Origin of the sequence: Streptomyces sp. NPDC026659, assembly GCF_040638245.1 — a bacterium.
In the GTDB taxonomy this organism is placed as follows: Bacteria; Actinomycetota; Actinomycetes; order Streptomycetales; family Streptomycetaceae; genus Streptomyces.
Map to the genome: position 1 here is coordinate 222,171 of NZ_JBEZXY010000004.1, position 17,936 is coordinate 240,106.

11 protein-coding genes are annotated in these 17,936 nt (G+C 71.7%); 5 read left to right on the forward strand and 6 right to left on the reverse strand.

Annotated elements, in window-relative coordinates; genetic code table 11:
• Positions 1 to 2: 2 nt before the first annotated feature.
• Positions 3 to 3,722, reverse strand: coding sequence for an ABC transporter ATP-binding protein (locus AB0E91_RS13095; RefSeq protein WP_361779598.1), 3,720 nt, complete (start codon positions 3,720 to 3,722; stop codon positions 3 to 5).
• A 200-nt stretch (positions 3,723 to 3,922) separates the two neighbouring features.
• Between AB0E91_RS13095 and AB0E91_RS13100 the strand changes: the two genes are divergently transcribed.
• Positions 3,923 to 4,210 (forward strand): hypothetical protein, encoded by a 288-nt coding sequence (locus AB0E91_RS13100; RefSeq protein WP_161181198.1) that lies wholly within the window; start codon positions 3,923 to 3,925, stop codon positions 4,208 to 4,210.
• A 5-nt stretch (positions 4,211 to 4,215) separates the two neighbouring features.
• On the opposite strand, the gene AB0E91_RS13105 is transcribed toward AB0E91_RS13100, so the two are convergent.
• The 3 genes from AB0E91_RS13105 to AB0E91_RS13115 all read right to left on the reverse strand — a co-directional run bounded on the left by AB0E91_RS13105 (position 4,216) and on the right by AB0E91_RS13115 (position 8,056).
• Positions 4,216 to 5,253: an esterase-like activity of phytase family protein gene (locus AB0E91_RS13105; RefSeq protein ID WP_361780130.1), complete on the reverse strand. Its 1,038-nt coding sequence runs from the start codon at positions 5,251 to 5,253 to the stop codon at positions 4,216 to 4,218.
• Positions 5,254 to 6,428: 1,175 nt separating this feature from the next.
• Positions 6,429 to 7,082 carry a hypothetical protein gene (locus AB0E91_RS13110; protein WP_361779601.1) on the reverse strand — a complete coding sequence of 218 codons (654 nt, stop codon included), beginning with the start codon at positions 7,080 to 7,082 and terminating at the stop codon, positions 6,429 to 6,431.
• Between the two features lie 56 nt (positions 7,083 to 7,138).
• Entirely contained in the window at positions 7,139 to 8,056 is a 918-nt protein-coding gene (locus AB0E91_RS13115; RefSeq protein ID WP_361779604.1) for a serine hydrolase, read from the reverse strand.
• 190 nt (positions 8,057 to 8,246) lie between these two features.
• On the opposite strand from AB0E91_RS13115, the gene AB0E91_RS13120 reads away from it, so the two are divergent.
• From AB0E91_RS13120 to AB0E91_RS13130, 3 genes are read left to right on the forward strand one after another with little or no spacing between them, the layout of a single operon-like run.
• Entirely contained in the window at positions 8,247 to 8,615 is a 369-nt protein-coding gene (locus AB0E91_RS13120) for a hypothetical protein (RefSeq protein WP_361779607.1), read from the forward strand.
• A complete protein-coding gene (locus tag AB0E91_RS13125; protein WP_361779610.1) occupies positions 8,612 to 12,976 on the forward strand; it encodes a DUF6531 domain-containing protein in 4,365 nt (1,454 codons plus the stop codon). Before AB0E91_RS13120 ends, AB0E91_RS13125 begins: the two co-directional genes overlap by 4 nt.
• A 16-nt stretch (positions 12,977 to 12,992) precedes the next feature.
• Complete coding sequence (locus tag AB0E91_RS13130) at positions 12,993 to 13,532, forward strand: hypothetical protein (RefSeq protein WP_361779612.1); 540 nt, start codon at positions 12,993 to 12,995, stop codon at positions 13,530 to 13,532.
• A gap of 28 nt (positions 13,533 to 13,560) precedes the next feature.
• On the opposite strand, the gene AB0E91_RS13135 is transcribed toward AB0E91_RS13130, so the two are convergent.
• Positions 13,561 to 14,433: a helix-turn-helix transcriptional regulator gene (locus tag AB0E91_RS13135; protein WP_361779615.1), complete on the reverse strand. Its 873-nt coding sequence runs from the start codon at positions 14,431 to 14,433 to the stop codon at positions 13,561 to 13,563.
• A gap of 179 nt (positions 14,434 to 14,612) precedes the next feature.
• Here AB0E91_RS13135 and AB0E91_RS13140 point away from each other — a divergent pair, with 179 nt between their 5' ends.
• Positions 14,613 to 16,058, forward strand: a complete 1,446-nt coding sequence (locus AB0E91_RS13140; protein WP_361779618.1) for an MFS transporter — start codon at positions 14,613 to 14,615, stop codon at positions 16,056 to 16,058.
• Positions 16,059 to 16,248: 190 nt separating this feature from the next.
• Here AB0E91_RS13140 and AB0E91_RS13145 read toward each other — a convergent pair whose 3' ends face one another.
• On the reverse strand, positions 16,249 to 17,934 hold the full coding sequence (locus AB0E91_RS13145; protein WP_361779621.1) for a thiamine pyrophosphate-binding protein: 1,686 nt from the start codon (positions 17,932 to 17,934) through the stop codon (positions 16,249 to 16,251).
• Positions 17,935 to 17,936: the final 2 nt, after the last annotated feature.

The following is a 17,936-nucleotide window of genomic DNA, read 5'->3' on the forward strand; positions in this document are numbered from 1 at the left end:
GTTCAGCCCGTCACGCCCACCGGCTCCTCGGGCTCCGCCTCCCCCACGAAGGTCCGCCACAGCCGGGCGTACCGGCCGTTCAGGGCGAGGAGTTCGTCGTGGGTGCCGTCCTCCGCGACACGCCCGTGGTCCATCACGACCACGCGGTCGGCGCGGGCGGCCGTGGTCAGCCGGTGGGCGACCACCAGGGTCGTACGGCGGCCCGCGAGGCGGTCGGTGGCCTGGTTGACCTGCGCCTCGGTGGCGAGGTCGAGGGCGGCGGTGGCCTCGTCTAGGAGCAGGACGTCGGGGTCGACGAGTTCGGCGCGGGCGAGCGCGATCAGCTGGCGCTGACCGGCCGAGAGGTTGCGGCCGCGCTCGGCGACCTCGTGGAGGTAGCCGCCGTCGAGCGTGGCGATCATCTCGTGCGCGCCGACCGCCCGCGCGGCCGCCTCCACCTCGGCGTCGGTGGCGTCGGGGCGGCCGTAGGCGATGGCGTCGCGGACCGTGCCGGGGAAGAGGTACGCCTCCTGCGGCACGACCCCGAGCCGGTGCCGGTACGAGGTGAGGTCCAGGTCGCGCAGATCGGTGCCGTCGGCGGTGACCCGGCCCGAGGTGGGGTCGTAGAACCGCGCGACCAGCTTGACCAGCGTGGACTTGCCCGCGCCGGTCTCGCCGACGAAGGCGACCGTCTGCCCGGCCGGGACGGTCAGGTCGACGCCGGTCAGCGCCTCCTCCTCGTCGCCGTACGCGAAGGACACGCCCTCGAAGGCGATGTCGCCGCGCAGCGAGAGCACCTCCAGGGGCTCGGCGGCGGAGCCGGTGGAGGCGGGCTCGCGCAGCAGCTCCTGGATGCGGCCGAGGGAGACGGTGGCCTGCTGGTAGCCGTCGAAGACCTGGGAGAGCTGCTGGACGGGGGCGAAGAACAGGTCGATGTAGAGCAGGTAGGCGACCAGCGCGCCGGTGGTCAGCGTGGCCGCCTCCACCCGACCGGCGCCCGCGATCAGCACGGCCGCCGCCGCGACCGAGGCGAGCAGCTGGACGAACGGGAAGTAGATGGAGATCAGCCACTGGCCCCGGATGCGGGCCTGCCGGTAGCTGTCGCTGCGCGCGGCGAACCGGCGCCCGCCGTCGCCCTCGCGCCGGAACGCCTGCACGATCCGCAGCCCGGCCACCGACTCCTGGAGGTCGGCGTTGACGACCGAGACCCGCTCACGGGCCAGCTCGTACGCCTTCACACTCGCCCGGCGGAAGAAGAAGGTGGCGACGATCAGCGGGGGCAGCGTGGCGAAGACGACCAGCGCGAGCTGGACGTCGAGCACCAGCAGCACGCCCATGATCCCGAAGAAGGTGACGACCGAGACGAACGCGGTGACCAGACCCGTCTGGAGGAACGTGGACAGCGCGTCCACGTCGGTGGTCATCCGGGTCATGATGCGGCCGGTCAGCTCGCGCTCGTAGTAGTCGAGGCCGAGCCGCTGGAGCTGGGTGAAGATCTTCAGCCGCAGCGCGTAGAGCACCCGCTCGCCGGTGCGGCCGGTCATCCGGGTCTCGCCGTACTGCGCCACCCACTGCACGAGCACGGTCAGCAGGCCGAGCAGCGAGGCCGCCCAGACCGCGCCGAGGGCCGCGCGGGTCACACCCTGGTCGATGCCGTGCCGGATCAGCACCGGGAGCAGCAGGCCCGCGCCCGCGTCGACGGCGACGAGCAGCAGGCTGATCAGCAGGGGGCGCCCGAAGCCGTGCAGCAGTCGGCGCAGCCCGTAGGAGTCCTCGGGGCGGACCGCGCGGGCCTCGTCCACGCCGGGGGTGTCGGTGGCCGGGGGCAGCGCCTCGACCTTGGCGAGGAGTTCCGGGGTGGCCGGGGTGCCGGCGAGCGCCCGGTCCCTCGGCGCGCGGTCGCCGGTCCACAGCCTCGGGGTCACCCCGCGCTCGGCGTCGAACTCGGCGTCCAGCTCGTCGCGGACGGTGGTGTCCTCGCGCGGCTCGGCGGGGCGGGCGTGGCCCGGGGAAACCCCGCCCAGCTCGTCGGGGTCGGTGAGCAGCCTGCGGTAGAGCGCGGAGCGCTCCTGGAGCTCGGCGTCGGTGCCGATGTCCGCGAGGCGGCCGTCCTCCAGGACCGCGATGCGGTCGGCCAGGTTGAGGGTGGAGCGGCGGTGGGCGACGAGCAGGGTCGTACGGCCCTCCATCACCTGTTTCAGCGCCTCGTGGATCTCGTGCTCCACCCGGGCGTCGACGGCGCTGGTCGCGTCGTCCAGGACCAGCAGACGGGGGTCGGTGAGCAGGGCGCGGGCGAGCGCGACGCGCTGGCGCTGGCCGCCGGAGAGGGTGAGGCCGTGCTCGCCGACCTTGGTGTCGTAGCCGTCGGGCAGCTCGCCGATGAACCCGTGTGCCTGGGCGGCGCGGGCGGCGGTCTCGATCTCCTCCTGGGTGGCGTCGGGGCGGCCGTAGGCGATGTTCTCGCGGACGGAGGTGGAGAACAGGAAGGAGTCCTCCGGGACCAGGCCGATCGCGGCGCGCAGCGAGTCCGTCGTCAGCTCGCGCACGTCGTGGCCGCCGACCAGGACGGCGCCGCGGCTCACGTCGTAGAAGCGGGGCAGCAGCAGGGAGAGGGTGGACTTGCCGGAGCCCGAGGTGCCGACGACGGCCAGGGTCTCGCCCGGCCGGATCTCGAAGCTGAGCCCCTTGAGGACGGGCCGGTCGGCGTCGTAGCCGAAGGACACGTCGTCGAACTCGACGGAGGCGGGCGCGTCGGCGGGCAGGTCCTTGGTGCCGTCCTTCATGGTCGGCTCGGTGTCGATCAGCTCAAGGACGCGCTCGGTGCCCGCGCGGGCCTGCTGGCCGACGGTGAGGACCACGGCGAGCATCCGCACCGGGCCGACCAGCTGGGCGAGGTAGGTGGAGAACGCGACGAAGGTGCCGAGCGTGATGTGCCCGCCCACCGCGAGCCAGCCGCCGAGGGCCAGCATGGCGACCTGGCCGAGGGCGGGTACGGCCTGGAGGGCGGGGGTGTACTTGCTGTTCAGCCGGATGGTCCGCAGCCGCGCCGCGAACAGCCTGCGGCCGACCTCGCGCAGCTTCCCGGTCTCCTGCTCCTCCTGCCCGAACCCCTTCACCACGCGGACGCCGCTGACCGCGCCGTCCACCACTCCGGCGACGGCGGCGGCCTGCGCCTGCGCGTACCAGGTGGCGGGGTGCAGCCTGCTCCGGCTGCGCCGGGCGATCCAGCCGAGCGCGGGTCCGACCGCGAGCGCGACCAGGGTCAGCGGCAGCGACAGCCAGGCCATGATCCCGAGCGAGATCAGGAACAGCAGCACGTTCCCGATGGTCATCGGGAGCATGAACAGCAGGCCCTGGATCAGCTGGAGGTCGCTGGTCGCCCGGCCGACGACCTGCCCGGTGGACAGCTCGTCCTGACGGCGGCCGTCGAGCCGCGTGATCGTGCGGTACATCTCGGTCCGCAGATCGTGCTGGACGTCGAGCGCGACCCGGCCGCCGTAGTAGCGGCGGACATAGGTGAGCGCGTACACCAGCAGCGCGGCGCCGACCAGGGCGCCCGCCCAGGGGGCCATCGCGCGGGTGTGCCCGCCGATCACGTCGTCGATGATCACCTTCGTGATCAGCGGGACGACCGCCATGACGGCCATTCCGGCGAGCGAGGAGCCGAGGGCGAGGACGACGTCCTTCGGATACCGCCAGGCGTATCCCGCCAGTCGCCGTGCCCATCCCCGTTGCGGTCCCACGCGGGTGTCCTCCGTTTGTCGGCCTGATCTTCCGTGAGGCACAAACGCGGGGTGGATGGGGGGTATTCCGTACGAGGTGTCGTACCGCGGGTGGCGCCCGCCGGGCAGGGTGTCCTCATCCGTGCTGGAATGCGTCATCCGTGCCGGAATGCGTCGCGGCGCGGAGACCCACCCGCCGGAGTACCGCTGGAGGCGCACGCATGGACAAGGGCAACATCGACACACCGGACGCCGCCGACCTGGACGCCGCCGCCCGGCGCCACAGCGCCGCCGAGGGCTGGGCGCTGCCGGACGGCGGCTACCCCGTCCGCCCGGCGGACCTGCACGGCGCGGAGGATCTGCGCCGCGCGATCCACGCGGTCGGCCGGGGCCGCCGCGACCCGCACGACACGATCCGCCGCCACATCATGGACCGCGCCCGCGCGCTCGGGCTGTCGTCGGAGATCCCGGACGACTGGAATCCGGACGGGAGCCTCAGCGAGTCGTAGCGGCTTTACACGAAGGTCCGCACCCGGAGGTAGTAGAGGCGGGTCGTCTGCGCCGGGTTCTGGTTGTCGTCGCTCACCAGGAGCACCTTCAGCCGGCCCGTTCCGTCCCGCCCGGTGACCGTCATGCCCTCGATGTTGTCGAGCAGCGGGTTGGGCTGGGGCTGGCGGGCGGTCGCGCCGAGCGTGGGGCAGTCGGCGATGTCCGCGAGCGGGGTCTTGCGCAGGAGGCGTACGCCGGGCTGTCCGGTGAGGTGCTCGACGCGTGACGTGTCCGTGGCGTGGCGCGGGTCGGCCAGCTGGAGCCGGACGGTGTTCCCGACGCCCGCCGTGAATCCGCGCTCCAGCACGAGGAGGCGGCCGTCGGGGGTGGCCCGCACCTCGGGCACACCGAGTTCCGGGCTGTCCGTGCGGTACGCGTACTGCGCCCCGAGCCGGAACCTCCCGTGCTCCCGCGTCCACGTCTGGAAGCGGACGGTGCCGGGGTCGTCCCCGGCGAGCGCGTACTCCATCGACGCGAGCAGGGTGTGGCCGCCGGGCAGGAGGGTCAGCCCCTCGAAGGTCTGGTTGGCGGTGGCACGCCCGGCGGGGGCGACGCGCAGGTTTTCGGGCACGGGCAGCCGCTCCAGGAGCTTCCCGGTGCGCGAGTACCGCCGCACGGACGGCTCGGTCTCGGAGCTGACCAGCCGCGTACCGTCCCGGTCCACGACGAGCCCCTCGGAGTCCAGCTCCTTCCCGCTCTCGTCGGCGAGCGGCAGCGCCTCGGTGGGCCGCAGGGTCTTCGCGTCCAGCCGGAACAGCGTGGACCGGTCCGCGAGCGCGGCGAGCGATCCGTCGCGGTCCACGGCGAGGGCGGAGAGGTTGCCGACGTAACCGCCGTCGTACGTGGTCTTGTCGAGGGCGTCGGAGAAGCGGTCGAGGGTGACGACGGGGGAACAGGCGTGTGTGCCCGGGGAGTTGGCGTCGGCCGCGCCGGGGGCCGCGAGGCAGAAGGCGGCGGCGAGGGTTGCGGAGAGGACGGGGCGGGTTCTCTTGCGCGGGGTCATGGGGGTCACGGTAGGGGGGGTGGGCGCCAGGTCCCAAAGGTGCGTGGTCGTGCGGTCGTTGGCGAGGGTGGACCAGGTGCCGCCGCCCGCCGGCCGAGGTGGGCCGGAGACGGGCAGAGGGTAGGAGATCTCGCCCCGCAGGATCATGCCGGGCGTGTCCACGAGCCAGTGGCGGGGCGGGCCGTGGGGGGCGTCGGACTCTGATGTTCCGGCGAGGAGGGTGGCGTCGGTGAGGAAGGCGGCGTCGAAGTCCCAGTACGGCCGCTGGTGTTGACCGGCGCCGAGGTTCGGATGCGGGGGCAGGACATCCAGCGCGTCCAGCTTCTTCTCCACGTTCGAGGCGTCCGCCGCCCGGTGGAGGGAGAGGGACCACTGCCCCACGGGGACGGTCACGAGACGCTCGCCGGACGGGCTGACTGCGGCGAGAACCCGCTCGTCCCCGATCCGCTCCACGGCGAGCCGACGCCCGTCCCAGCGTCCGTACAGCACGGGCGAGCCTTCTTCGCCCTCGCCCACGCTGAGAGTCATCCGCGCGGGATCGGGGTGCGGGGTGTGCGCGGAGGCGGAGGCGACGGTGCCGGTGACGACCTGCCCCAGGACCCTGCCGTCGGAGGCGTCGAGCACCGCCCAGCACTCCTCGGCCTCCCGCGATCCGTCCAGCGGGCCCGGGACGTGGGCCCAGAGGAGCGTGCCGTCCGCGTTGAAGGCCACGGAGCCGCTGTCGGCGTAGAGGTGTTTCTCGTCGTGGGCGTATGCGTCGAACGCCCCGTGCGCCTGGGCGCAACCGGCCCAGCAGCCGTGCCGCACCTCCCACCGGACGACCCCGCTCGCCTCCACGGCCCGCACCGCGTGCAGCCCGGCGAACACGGCCACGTCCCGCTCGGGCGACACGGTCACGGAGCCGTAGGAACGCGGCCAGGGCGCGGGGAAGCGGACCTCGCGCGGGCGGTCGTGGCGCGGGCCCAGCTCGACGGCGACCACTTCGGCGTCCCCTCGCTGCACGAGGAGCCCGCCTCCGGGCGACGGCAGCACCTGCGGCACGTCGGCGGCGGGGCCGAGCGGGGCGGGGACGGTGGCGAGAAGCCGGGCGGGGAGGGGGGCGATGGGGCGGCGGACGTTCACTTGCCGGTTGCTCGACTTCCTGGTTGCTCGGCTTCCTGGGCGGGTCATGGACTTCACAGCGTCCCGGCGTCCGGCCAGGACGACCAGTGGGTGTTCGGGGGTGTGGTGGGCCGGTAGTGGCGGGGGTCGCCGGTGGCGAGGACTTCGGCGATCCGGCGGAAGGTCTCGTGGTCGCCGGGGAGGGTGTCGCCGAGGTCGGTGGGGTGGGTCCAGGCGTCGAGCTGGAGGACGAGGGGGAGGTCGGCAGGGAGCCTGGCGCGGAGTTCGCGGTCGTCGGCGAGGAAGAGGGGGCGGGCGGTGGGTACGAGGGAGCGGAGTACGTCGACGAGGGGCGTACCGGCGGCGGCCGGTTCGGCGAGGGGCAGATCCCGGCCTCGTACGCGGACGCAGCCTCCGCCGCGCCAGGTGCGGCCGTCCCCGTTCTCGGTGAGGTCCGGGATGTTCTCGACGCGGTCGAGGAAGTCGTCGTCGCCGAAGCCGGGTTCGCCGCTGGTGAGACAGTTGCCGAAGACGTGGAGTACGTCCGTGAGTCGGCGGGCGCGGGGGACGTAGCCGAGCAGTTCCACGACCATGGCCCAGCTGCCCGCGCCGTGGAAGAGGGACATGCGGGCGTCGACCGGCTGGTAGTAGCCGTTGTCCGGGTCGGGGAAGACGGCGTCGTCGGCGCAGCGGTCGAACTGGGCGAGAATCGCGGCCGTCGTGGTCACGGGGGCAGAGTACGGGCCCGGCTCCTCGGAGAAGGAGACCGGGCCCATGAGGGGTGTCAGCCCTGCGGCGGTGTGGCCACGAAGGCCTCGCGGGGGGTGGTGGTCGGGACGTAGACGGCGGACTTGGCGGCTGTCGGGACGAGGTCCTTGTGGATGGCCTTGGCGACGGTCTGGATGGTGGTGACGCCGTAGTCCATGGTGCTGTTGTCCTGGGTGAGGACGGTGATCATGTAGTCGTGACCGGCGCCGTTGAAGGTGCCGAGGCTGTGGACGCGCCAGCCGTGGGTCGCGCGCTGGAGCCAGCCGTTCTTGACGTGCACGGCGACCGTGGAGGGGGCGCCGGCCGGGGTGCCCCAGCGCTGGGAGGAGACGACCTGGCCCATCAGCTTGAGGATGTAGGCACGGGAACTGTCGCTCAGCACACTGTTCTTGGCGGTGACGAGCTTGAGCAGCTTCTGCTCGTCGGTGACGTTGATCTGGGTCAGGCCCCAGTAACCGTTCGCCCCCGGCGTGGTTTTGGTCATCCCGGCGGCCGCCAGGAAGCCCTTGATCCTGGTCAGGCCGAGCTGCTTCCACAGCTTGCTGGTGGCGGTGTTGTCCGACTGCGTGATCATCGCCTTGGCGAGCGTGCTCTCGGTGCTCGTCAGATACCGGTTGTGCTTCTTGGCGTCCCAGAGCAGCGTGGCGAGCACGGTGACCTTGACGGTACTGGCCGAGTCGTACGCACTGGTCGCCCGCAGCGTGCAGGTGGTACCGGTCGAGCGGTCGTACACACCGAGCGCCACGGAACCCTTCCGCTTCGCGAGCGCCGCGGTGATGTCCTTCGTCAGCCTGTCCGCCAGCCCCGCCTTGGCCGACGTACAACTGACGGCCGAGGCCGCGGAGGCCGGAGTGGCCGCCACGGCTGGTATGAGCAACGCAGCGCCGACCGCGGCGGCGAGCGCTCCGGTACGACGTGGAGTCCGGGAAGTCATGCATCAGTTGACTAGCGCACGTGCGCGAAAGTTGCACGGAAGGCGTTCCGATACGGGCGACTTCTTCTCACAGCTTGCCCGATCCTGACGGGTTCTTTGCTGGTACTTGATGTTGCTTCCGATTGCGAACGGCGCCTCCGAACTAGGGTCTTCGGGTTGATGAGCCGACGGAGGGAACGGGAGCGGCACCATGAGCGGCGCAGACGGAGACGGCAAGATACTCGACATCAAGACCGATGACCTGAAGAGAACCGCTCCGCATTTCCACACGCACAGCCAGGACCTCGCCAAGGCCCTCACCAAGCTCAAGACGACTCTCGGGGCCGCCGGTTCGCCCTGGGGCGACGACAAGCAGGGGCACGAGTTCCACCAGGCGTACGGGCCACTCGTGACGAAGATCGAGCACGCCGCGTCGGTCCTCTCCGAGGGCCTCGCCAGCATCCACGACGCGATGAGCGACATGGCGGACGGCCACATAGAGAACGATGAACTCGTCCGCTCCATGTTCAGCAGGGTCCACATCAAGGACCAGCACGGCGACGGGGGCCCGGCCAGGTGAGCGCGGCCGACAAGGCGAAGGAGATCGTCCAGGATCTCACCGGCATGTGGTGGCCGGACGCCGACGAGGACGGGCTGCGGGACGCGGCCAAGGCCTGGCGGGACTTCGCCGACGACCTGGACGACATCGCCGCCGCGGCGAACAAATCGGCGCGCGGCATCATCGAGAACAACAAGGGCGTCGCGATCTCCGCCTTCGACGACCCCTACTGGCGGCACTACTACCACGGCGGCCACGGCTGGCTGAAGGACATGGCCGACGGGGCCCGGGACATGGCCAAGGCGCTCGACAAGTACGCCGACGCCGTCCACAAGGCGGTCAAGCACCTGGAACACGAGCTGGAGATCGTCGGCGCGACCATCGTCGCGGGCACCGCGCTCGCCATCTTCACCGCCGGCATCTCCGAGGCCGCCGCTGCTGCGGCCACCGCCTCCGTCGTCGAACTCGCCGGAACCCTGGGCGTCGCCGTCTCCACCGAGGTCGCCACGATCGCGGGCACCACCCTGGCCACCGCCGCGATCGGCGGCATCGAGTCGGTCACCGTTGATCTGGCCGTCGCCCAGCCCGTCGCCATCTCCACCGGGGAGAGCAAGGGGTTCAGCCTCGACGAGGCGAGCGACTCCGCGCTGACCGGGATGGCGTTCGGCGGTGCCCTCGGTGGCGGAGGAGCTGTCGTGAGAGCGGCCGGGGAGGCGGGCGGCTTCGGCGCCCTGCTGGACGGGGTCGCCGTTCCCGGCACCCGCCTGCTACCGACCGAACTTGACGGCATGGGAGCCGGGTTGCGCGGCGGGGAAGGGGCCGCGGCCGGAGACGCACGCAGTGCCGCCCGCCAGGCCGCGAGCAAGGACCCCGAGGGCGCGGCGGAGAACCCGAGGAACAAGGTCCAGGACGACAACACCGACCCGGTCGACCTGGTCACCGGCAAGATGTACCTGCCGCAGACCGACCTCACCCTGCCCGGCGCGCTGCCGCTGGTCTTCACCCGGCGCGTGGAGTCCGGTTACCACCTCGGTCGCTGGTTCGGTCCGTCCTGGGCCTCCACCCTCGACCAGCATCTGGCCGTCGACGCCGAGGGCGTCGTCTTCGTCACCGAGGACGGCCTGCTCCTGAGCTACCCCCACCCGGGCCCCGGCGCCCCGACGCTGCCCGACCACGGCAGCCGCCGCTGGCCGCTGGACCGGGTGGGCGGCGGCTACACCGTCACCAACCCCCGCTCCGGCCGCGTGTGGCACTTCGCCGACCAGGGCGACGGGCGGGCCGTGATCGAGCAGATCGACGACCGCAACGGCAACTGGATCGCCTTCGAGTACGACGCCGAGGGGACGCCGCTCGCGATCGCCTCGTCCGGCGGCCACCGTCTGAAGGTGACGGTGGGAGCGGGACGCGTCACCGCCCTGCACCTCGCCGGCGCGGCCCCGGACGGCACGGACCAGGAGGTCAAGCGCTACGGCTACTCCGCCGGGGGCCATCTGACCGAGGTCGTCAACTCCTCCGGCCTGCCCCTGCGGTTCACCTACGACGAGTCGGCCCGGGTCACCTCCTGGACCGACACCAACGACCGCTCGTACACGTACGTCTACGACGACCAGGACCGCTGCGTGGAGGAGGGCGGCTCGCACGGGCACATGAGCCTGCGCCTGTCGTACGACGAGACCGACCCGGCGACCGGTCATCGCGTCACCACCACCGTCACCGGCGAGGGCCACACCCGCCGCTATCTGATCAACGCCCACGGCCAGGTCGTGACGGAGATCGACCCGCTCGGCGCCGCCACCCACTTCACCCGCGACCGCCACAACCGTCTGCTCTCCGTGACCGACCCGCTCGGCCACACCACGCGCCGCCGCTACGACAACACGGGCGACCTCGTCGCCGTCGTACGCCCCGACGGCCGCGAGGCCCGCGCCGAGTACGACGGCCACGGACTGCCGGTCCGGATCACCGGCACCGACGGCATCACCCGGCACCGCACCTACGACGAGCGGGGCAACCGCGTCTCCGTCACGGACCCGGCGGCCGGGGAGACCCGCTTCACCTACACGGAGGCCGGTCACCTCTCGTCCGTGACCGATCCGCTCGGGCACACCACGACCGTCCGCTGCGACCGCGCGGGCCTCCCCGTCGAGGTGACCGACCCGCTCGGCGCGATCACCCGCTACACCCGGGATGCCTTCGGCCGCCCCGTGGCGATCACCGATCCCACCGGGGCGACCACGTGCCTGGAGTGGACCGTGGAGGGGCAGCTCGCCCGCCGCACGGCGCCGGACGGCACGACGGAGTCGTGGACGTACGACGGCGAGGGCAACCGCGTCACGCACACCGATTACCTGGGCGGTGTCTCGCGCTTCGAGTACACCCACTTCGACCTCCTGGCGGCCCGCACGGGACCGGACGGGGTGCGCTACACCTTCGGCCACGACGCCGAGCTGCGCCTCACGGAGGTCACCAACCCGCAGGGTCTGACGTGGAGTTACTCGTACGACGCGGTCGGGCGGCTGGTATCGGAGACGGACTTCGACGACCGCGCGCTGACCTACACGTACGACGCGGCGGGCCGCCTGACCGGCCGCACCGATGCCCTCGGCACGCGGATCACCTTCGAACGCGACGCCCTGGGCCGGGTCACCGCCAAGGACGCGGCGGGCGCGGTCACGACGTACGCCTACGACTTCACCGACCAACTCGCCCACGCCACCGGCCCGGACGGCAGCATGGTCGAGCTGCTGCGCGACCGCCACGGCCGTCTCCGCACGGAGACCGTCGACGGCCGGACGGTCACGTACACCCACGACACACTGGGCCGCCGCACCGGCCGCACCACGCCCACGGGCGCCACGACCACCTGGTCGTACGACGCGGCGGGCCGCCGGACCGGCATGGTGGCCTCGGGCCGGGCGATCGACTTCACCTACGACGAGGCGGGCCGGGAACTCTCCCGTCAGGTGGGCGGAGCGGTCTCGCTGGACCACGCCTTCGACGCGCTCGGCCGTCTGACCGCACAGTCGGTGACCGGCGCCGACGGGGAGACGATCCAGCACCGTTCCTACACCTACCGCCCCGACGGCAACGTCACAGGCATCGACGACCTCCTCTCCGGCACCCGCCGCTTCGACCTGGACGCGACGGGCCGGGTGACGGCGGTGCACGCGGCCGGCTGGACGGAGCGGTACGCCTACGACGAGGCGGGCAACCAGACGGAGGCGGCCTGGCCCGCGAACCACCCCGGCGCGGAAGCGCTCGGCCCGCGCTCGTACAGCGGCACCCGCATCACCCGCGCGGGCGGCGTCCGCTACGAGCACGACGCGCTGGGCCGCATCGTGCTCCGCCAGAAGACCCGTCTGTCCCGCATGCCGGACACCTGGCGCTACACGTGGGACTCCGAGGACCGCCTGGCCTCGGTCGTGACTCCCGACGGCACCCGCTGGCGCTACACCTACGACCCCCTGGGCCGCCGCACGGCGAAACTCCGCCTGGCGTCCAACGGCGAAACCGTCCTGGAAGAGGTGACCTTCACCTGGGACGGAACGACCCTCTGCGAACAGACCACGACCTCGGCGGACCTCCCCCACCCGGTCACCCTCACCTGGGACCACCAGGGCCTGCGCCCCCTGTCCCAGACCGAACGCATCACCGCGGCGGACGCCCCCCAATCCGAGATCGACTCCCGCTTCTTCGCCATCGTCACCGACCTGGTCGGCACCCCCAACGAACTGGTCGACGAACAGGGCGAGATCGCGTGGCGCACCCGCAGCACGCTGTGGGGGACGACGGCTTGGGCAGCGAACAGCACGGCGTACACACCGTTGCGCTTCCCTGGGCAGTATTACGACCCCGAGACGGGGCTGCATTACAACTATTTTCGGCATTATGATCCGGAGACGGCGCGCTATCTTTCAGCCGACCCGCTGGGGCTCTGGGCGGCTCCGAACCCAGCGACGTACGTACCGAACCCCGCTCGCATCACGGACCCACTCGGTCTTGCCCCGCATTACGAGAACCAGCTGCCAGGGGAGCTGAGAAGAGAGCTGGCCGACGCGGAACGGCTGGGAGTGACCCCACTGAGAGTGGGGGGCGCCGGGTTTGACGAGGCAATCAATTCGGGAACTGTCAAGTGGGCAGTGGACCAGAATGGTGAACTCCTGGTCATCCCGAAACACGTTGACGGTATTGAACTCAAACATCCCGTCCTCACCCGAGGCGGCCCCGTGCAATCCGCGGGCGAAGCCGAGATCGCCGGTGGCGACGGAAGCTACTTCGGAATGGAAATAAACAACAACAGCGGGCATTACAAACCCTCACTGGAAAGCCTGCAGACCGGAAAGGACGCGTTCGAGCGTGCCGGGATCATCTTCCTCGAGTGAGCAACCGGACCCGGCCATGGCAGGCCTGGGCGCGATCGACCTCTCCAGCAGGACCGTGGAGGAGTTGGAGCACATGGCCGTACTCGCCGCCGATTCCACCGCCTGGCAAACATGGGAGGCACTGCGCGATCTGGCGGTCGGCCGGATGCGTGACGAGAGCCAGGACATCGAGACCCGGCTTCGGTGGGTACGTCTGGGAATGACGGCCTGCCGCCGGAAGAGCGCGTCCTCCGGCTTCGACCCGGTCAAGTCACTGGCCGATGAGGTCAACCTTCGGGTCTACGCGATTCGGGAGTTCGGCCCGTTGCCGGGCGATGAGATGCGCGATGCCGCCCAACTGTGCGAGACGGTTTACCAGGGAATCGGGAAATCGCGGGAGGAGCTGTCCGCCGAATCGGTCGACTGGCGGACCCTTCCCAAGGAACGGATGCTGCGCCTGCGGTATGCGAAGAACTTGCTGACTCCGTTGCAGAGGATCGTGGATGTGCTGCCCTCGGATGCCCCGGTGCGCGGGGAACTCTCCGCGTGGCTGCCTCTGATTCCCCGTCTCCCGTGAAGCCTGGCGGAGGCTCGGCACATCCGCTCTATCGGGCCACCGCAAGCCCCTGGCCGGACGCTGTCGCTTCCAGCAAGCCCCGCAGCCCCGCTTCCGAGGCCGACCCCGGTTCGGCCGTGTAGGTGATCAGGCGCTGCCCCTCAGGAGAAGACAACGTCAGGGTCTCGAAGGCCAGGTCCACGTCACCCGCCACGCGGTGGCGCAGGCGCTTCGTGCCTGAGGTGCATGTGCGGACCGGGTGGCGGTTCCAGTGGGTCGTGAAGTCGGGCGAGTTGATGGTGAGGTGGCCCACCAGGTCGGTCAGGCCGGGGTCGTCGGGGTGGCGGGCCGCCACCTGACGCAGGGAGGCCACCGCGAGGACGGCCTCTGAGGGCCAGTCGCGGTACAGGCCGCGATAGTCGGGGTCCAGGAAGAGCATGCGGGTCAGGTTGGGGCGGTCGGCGGGCAACTCCGGTGCCCGCACGGGGAGGTGGGGGGCCAGGAGGGCGTGGCCCAGCGCGTTCCAGGCCAGGATGTCGTTGCGGCGGTCCAGGGCCAAGGCCGGGATCTCCCGCATCGATGCGAGCAACTGGCGTACGGACGGGCTCGCTTGTTCCCGGTGGGACGGCGCCGTACGGGACCGTACCGGGCGGGCCAGTGCCTTCAGGTGGGCCGTTTCGTCATCCGTGAGGCGCAGTGTGCGGGCGATCGCCTCCAGTACGGAGTCGGAGGCGCCCGCCGCGCGGCCCTGTTCCAGGCGGGTGTAGTGGGTGATGCTCACGCCGGACAGCATGGCGAGTTCCTCGCGGCGCAGCCCGGTGACCCGGCGGCGGGTCGGGAGCGGGGTGAGGCCCACCTCCTCCGGACGCAGGGCGGCGCGACGGGACTTGAGGAAGTCGCCCAGTTCGGACGGGACGTCCATCGCTGCCTCCACGGGTCGGGGTTTCCATGATGGCCGCCGTTGGCGCGCATGGCGCCCGTTCAGGGTGGTCACGTCATGACCACCCTCCCGGTGACTGCCCGGATCGGGGTTCTGGCTGCCCCCTTCCCTGCCGACGAGCCTGGCTTCGCCCAGCCGCCCCGTCGAAGGGAACCCGCGCCATGTCGCTCACCGAAACCCCACCCCCGGCCATCACCACCCTCACCCCCCGCCTCCGTCTCGTCCTCGTCCTCCTCCTCGCCGCGCAGTTCATGCTCGCCGTGGACTTCTCGATCCTGAACGTCGCGCTTCCCGTGATCGGACAGGGGCTCGGCTTCCCGCTCGGCCGACTCCAGTGGATCGGGACCTCGTTCGCGCTCTGCGCGGCGGGCTTCACGCTGTTGTTCGGCCGCGTCGCGGACCTCTTCGGGCGCCGTCGGCTGTTCCTCGGGGGCCTCGCCGTACTCGCCGTCGCCTCCCTCGCGGGCGGTCTCGCGGGCAGCCCCGAGATGCTGCTCGCCGCCCGGGTGCTGCAGGGGCTGGCCACGGCGGCCGTGACTCCGGCGGGGCTGTCGCTGCTGACGACCTCGTTCCCGGAGGGCCCGCTGCGGGAGAAGGCGCTCGGGCTCAACGGGGCGCTGATGTCGGCGGGGTTCACCACGGGCGCGATCCTCGGCGGCGTCCTCACCGATCTGCTGTCCTGGCGGTGGGCGTTCTTCGTCAACGTGCCCGTCGCCCTCGTGGTCCTGCTGATCGCCCCGGCGGTCATCGCCGAGTCCCGGGACGGCGGTGAGCGCCCCCGGCTGGACCTCCCCGGCGCCCTCACCGTCACCCTCGGTCTGCTGGCCGTAGTACTGGGCCTCACCCAGGCTGGCGAGCACGGCTGGGGTTCGCCGTACGCACTGGGCACCCTCGGCGCGGGAGTTGCCCTCCTGCTCGTCTTCGGTGCCGTGGAACACCGGGTGGCCCAGCCCCTCGTCCCGCTGAGCGTCCTCCGCAAGCGCACCGTCGCCTGGGGGAACCTGGCCGGTCTCGTCGCCTTCCTCACCGAGACCTCCCTCGTCTTCCTGCTGACCCTCTACCTCCAGAAGGTGCTCGGCTTCTCCCCGCTGGCCGCCGGACTGTCCTTCGGCGTGCTCGGGGTCGGCACGGTCGCCGGTGGCACCCTCGCGCCGAGGGTCATCGGACGGATCGGCAGCCGGCGGACGCTGATCGTCGGAGGAGTCGTCCAGGCGGTGTTCACGGCCGCGCTGCTCGGCCTCGGCACGTCTCACGCCTCGCTCTGGCCGCTGCTCGTCGCCACCTTCGCGGGCGGTGTCGGCAACATGCTCGTCATCGTCGCCTTCATGGTGACCGCCACGTCAGGTCTGACCGACGGCGAACAGGGCCTCGCCACCGGCCTCGCGACCATGACCCAGCAGATCGGCATCACGATGGGCACCCCGGTGATGAGCGCGATCGCCACCGGCGCCATGACCGGCACGGGCACGCTCGCGGTTCTGACCGGCCTGAAGACGGCGATCGCGGTGAACTCGGCGCTCGTGCTCCTGGGGGTGCTCACCAGCGCGGTATTCCTGCGGGGCGGTTCCGGGCGGACGTCAGTGGCGGGAGACGGGCCTGGGGCGTGAGGCGGTCTGGAGGGGCGGGCATGGGCGCTTTCGCCCGGGTGCAACGAGTCGCGCAGGGTGTTTTCGCGGGATCCCGCCGTGGGGGTGCGGGTCCGCCGTGGCCGGTCGCGCAGTTCCCCGCGCCCCTGGGGAGTGGCAGTCGACCGGCGCCTTCAGGAACTCCCCGGGAGCCCGCCTCCCGCTACACCGGTCAGTCCAGATGCGTCGGCGCGAACATCCGCAGCACAGCCGGAAGCACGACCACCGAAGGCCCCGGCGAGGCCAGCGCCTTCGACAGGTCCGCCTCCAGGGTCTCGGCGGAGGTCAGGACGCCCGGTACCCCGAAGGACTCCGCCAGGGCGACGTAGTCCGGGCGGGTCAGTTCCGTGGCCGTCGGTTCGCCGAAGGCGTCCGTCATGTATTCGCGGAGGATGCCGTAGCCGCCGTCGTCGACGATCAGCCAGGTGACGGGCAGGTCGTACTGCCGGGCCGTGGCCAGTTCCGCGATGGAGTACAGCGCGCCGCCGTCGCCCGACACCGCGAGGACCGGGCGGCCCGGGTCGGCCGCCGCCGCGCCGAGGGCGGCGGGGAAGCCGTAGCCGAGGCCGCCCGCGCCCTGGGCGGAGTGCATGGTGTTGGCGCCGCGGGGGTCGAAGGCGGACCAGGCCCAGTAGGCGAGGATCGTCATGTCCCAGAAGGACGGGGAGCCCGCGGGAAGCGCCCTGCGGACCGACGCCAACACGTCCTGTTCCAGGGTGAGTTCCTGGGAAGCGATGCGCGCCGCGACTCGGGACAGTACGTCACGGACCCGTTCCGGCGCCGTCGCGTCCGTCCGCTCCTCCACCGTCTCAAGGAGCGCCTGGAGCGCCAGGCGGGCGTCCGCGTGGATGCCCAGTGCCGGGTGGTTGGACTCCAGTTTGCCGAGGTCCGCCTCGATCTGGACGACCCGGCCGCGCGGCTTGAACGTGTGGTAGTTCGAGGAGAGTTCACCGAGGCCGGAGCCGACGACCAGCAGGACGTCCGCGTCCTCCAGGAAGTCCGTCGTGTGCCGGTCCTCCAGCCAGGATTGGAGGGACAGCGGGTGCTCCCAGGGGAAGGCACCCTTGCCGCCGAAGGTGGTCACCACGGGGGCCTGAAGCGCCTCCGCCAGCTGAAGCAGCTTGCCCGAGGCGTCCGACCGTACGACTCCGCCGCCCGCGATGATCGCGGGACGCTCCGCACGCGACAGCAAGTCCGCCGCCACCGCCGTGAGTTCGACGCGCGGGACCAGTTCCTCCGGCGTCGCGTCCGGCGCCGTCACCACCGGCAGCGAGGTCTCCGCCAGGAGCACGTCCTGCGGGATCTCCACCCACACCGGGCCGTGCGGGGCCGTCAGCGCGGAGCGCCACGCCTCCGCGATGGCCGACGGGATCTGCGACTGCGAGCGCACCGTGTGAACCGACTTCACCACGCCCCGGAACGAGGCGGACTGGTCCGGGAGTTCATGCAGATAGCCGTGGCGGCCACCGCCGAGTCCCGCCGTCGGGATCTGGCTGCTGATCGCCAGGACGGGCGCCGACGCCGACGCCGCCTCCTGGAGCGCGGCCAGCGAGGTCAGCGCGCCCGGACCGGTGGAGAGCAGCAGCGGTGCCGCCTCCCCCGTGACCCGGCCGTACGCGTCCGCCGCGAAGCCCGCGTTGTTCTCCACCCGCAGGCCGATGTAGCGCAGCGAGGAGCGGCGCAGGGCGTCGAACATGCCGAGCGCGTGCTGGCCGGGCAGGCCGAAGACGGTCGTCGCGCCGAGCCCGGCCAGTGTCTCCACGACCAGGTCGCCGCCGTTGCGGCCGGGCGGGGGATTCAGGGCCGCCTCGGTCTGTGCCTCGGTCGGGCGGAGTACCAGGTCGTGGTCGTGCGTCACTG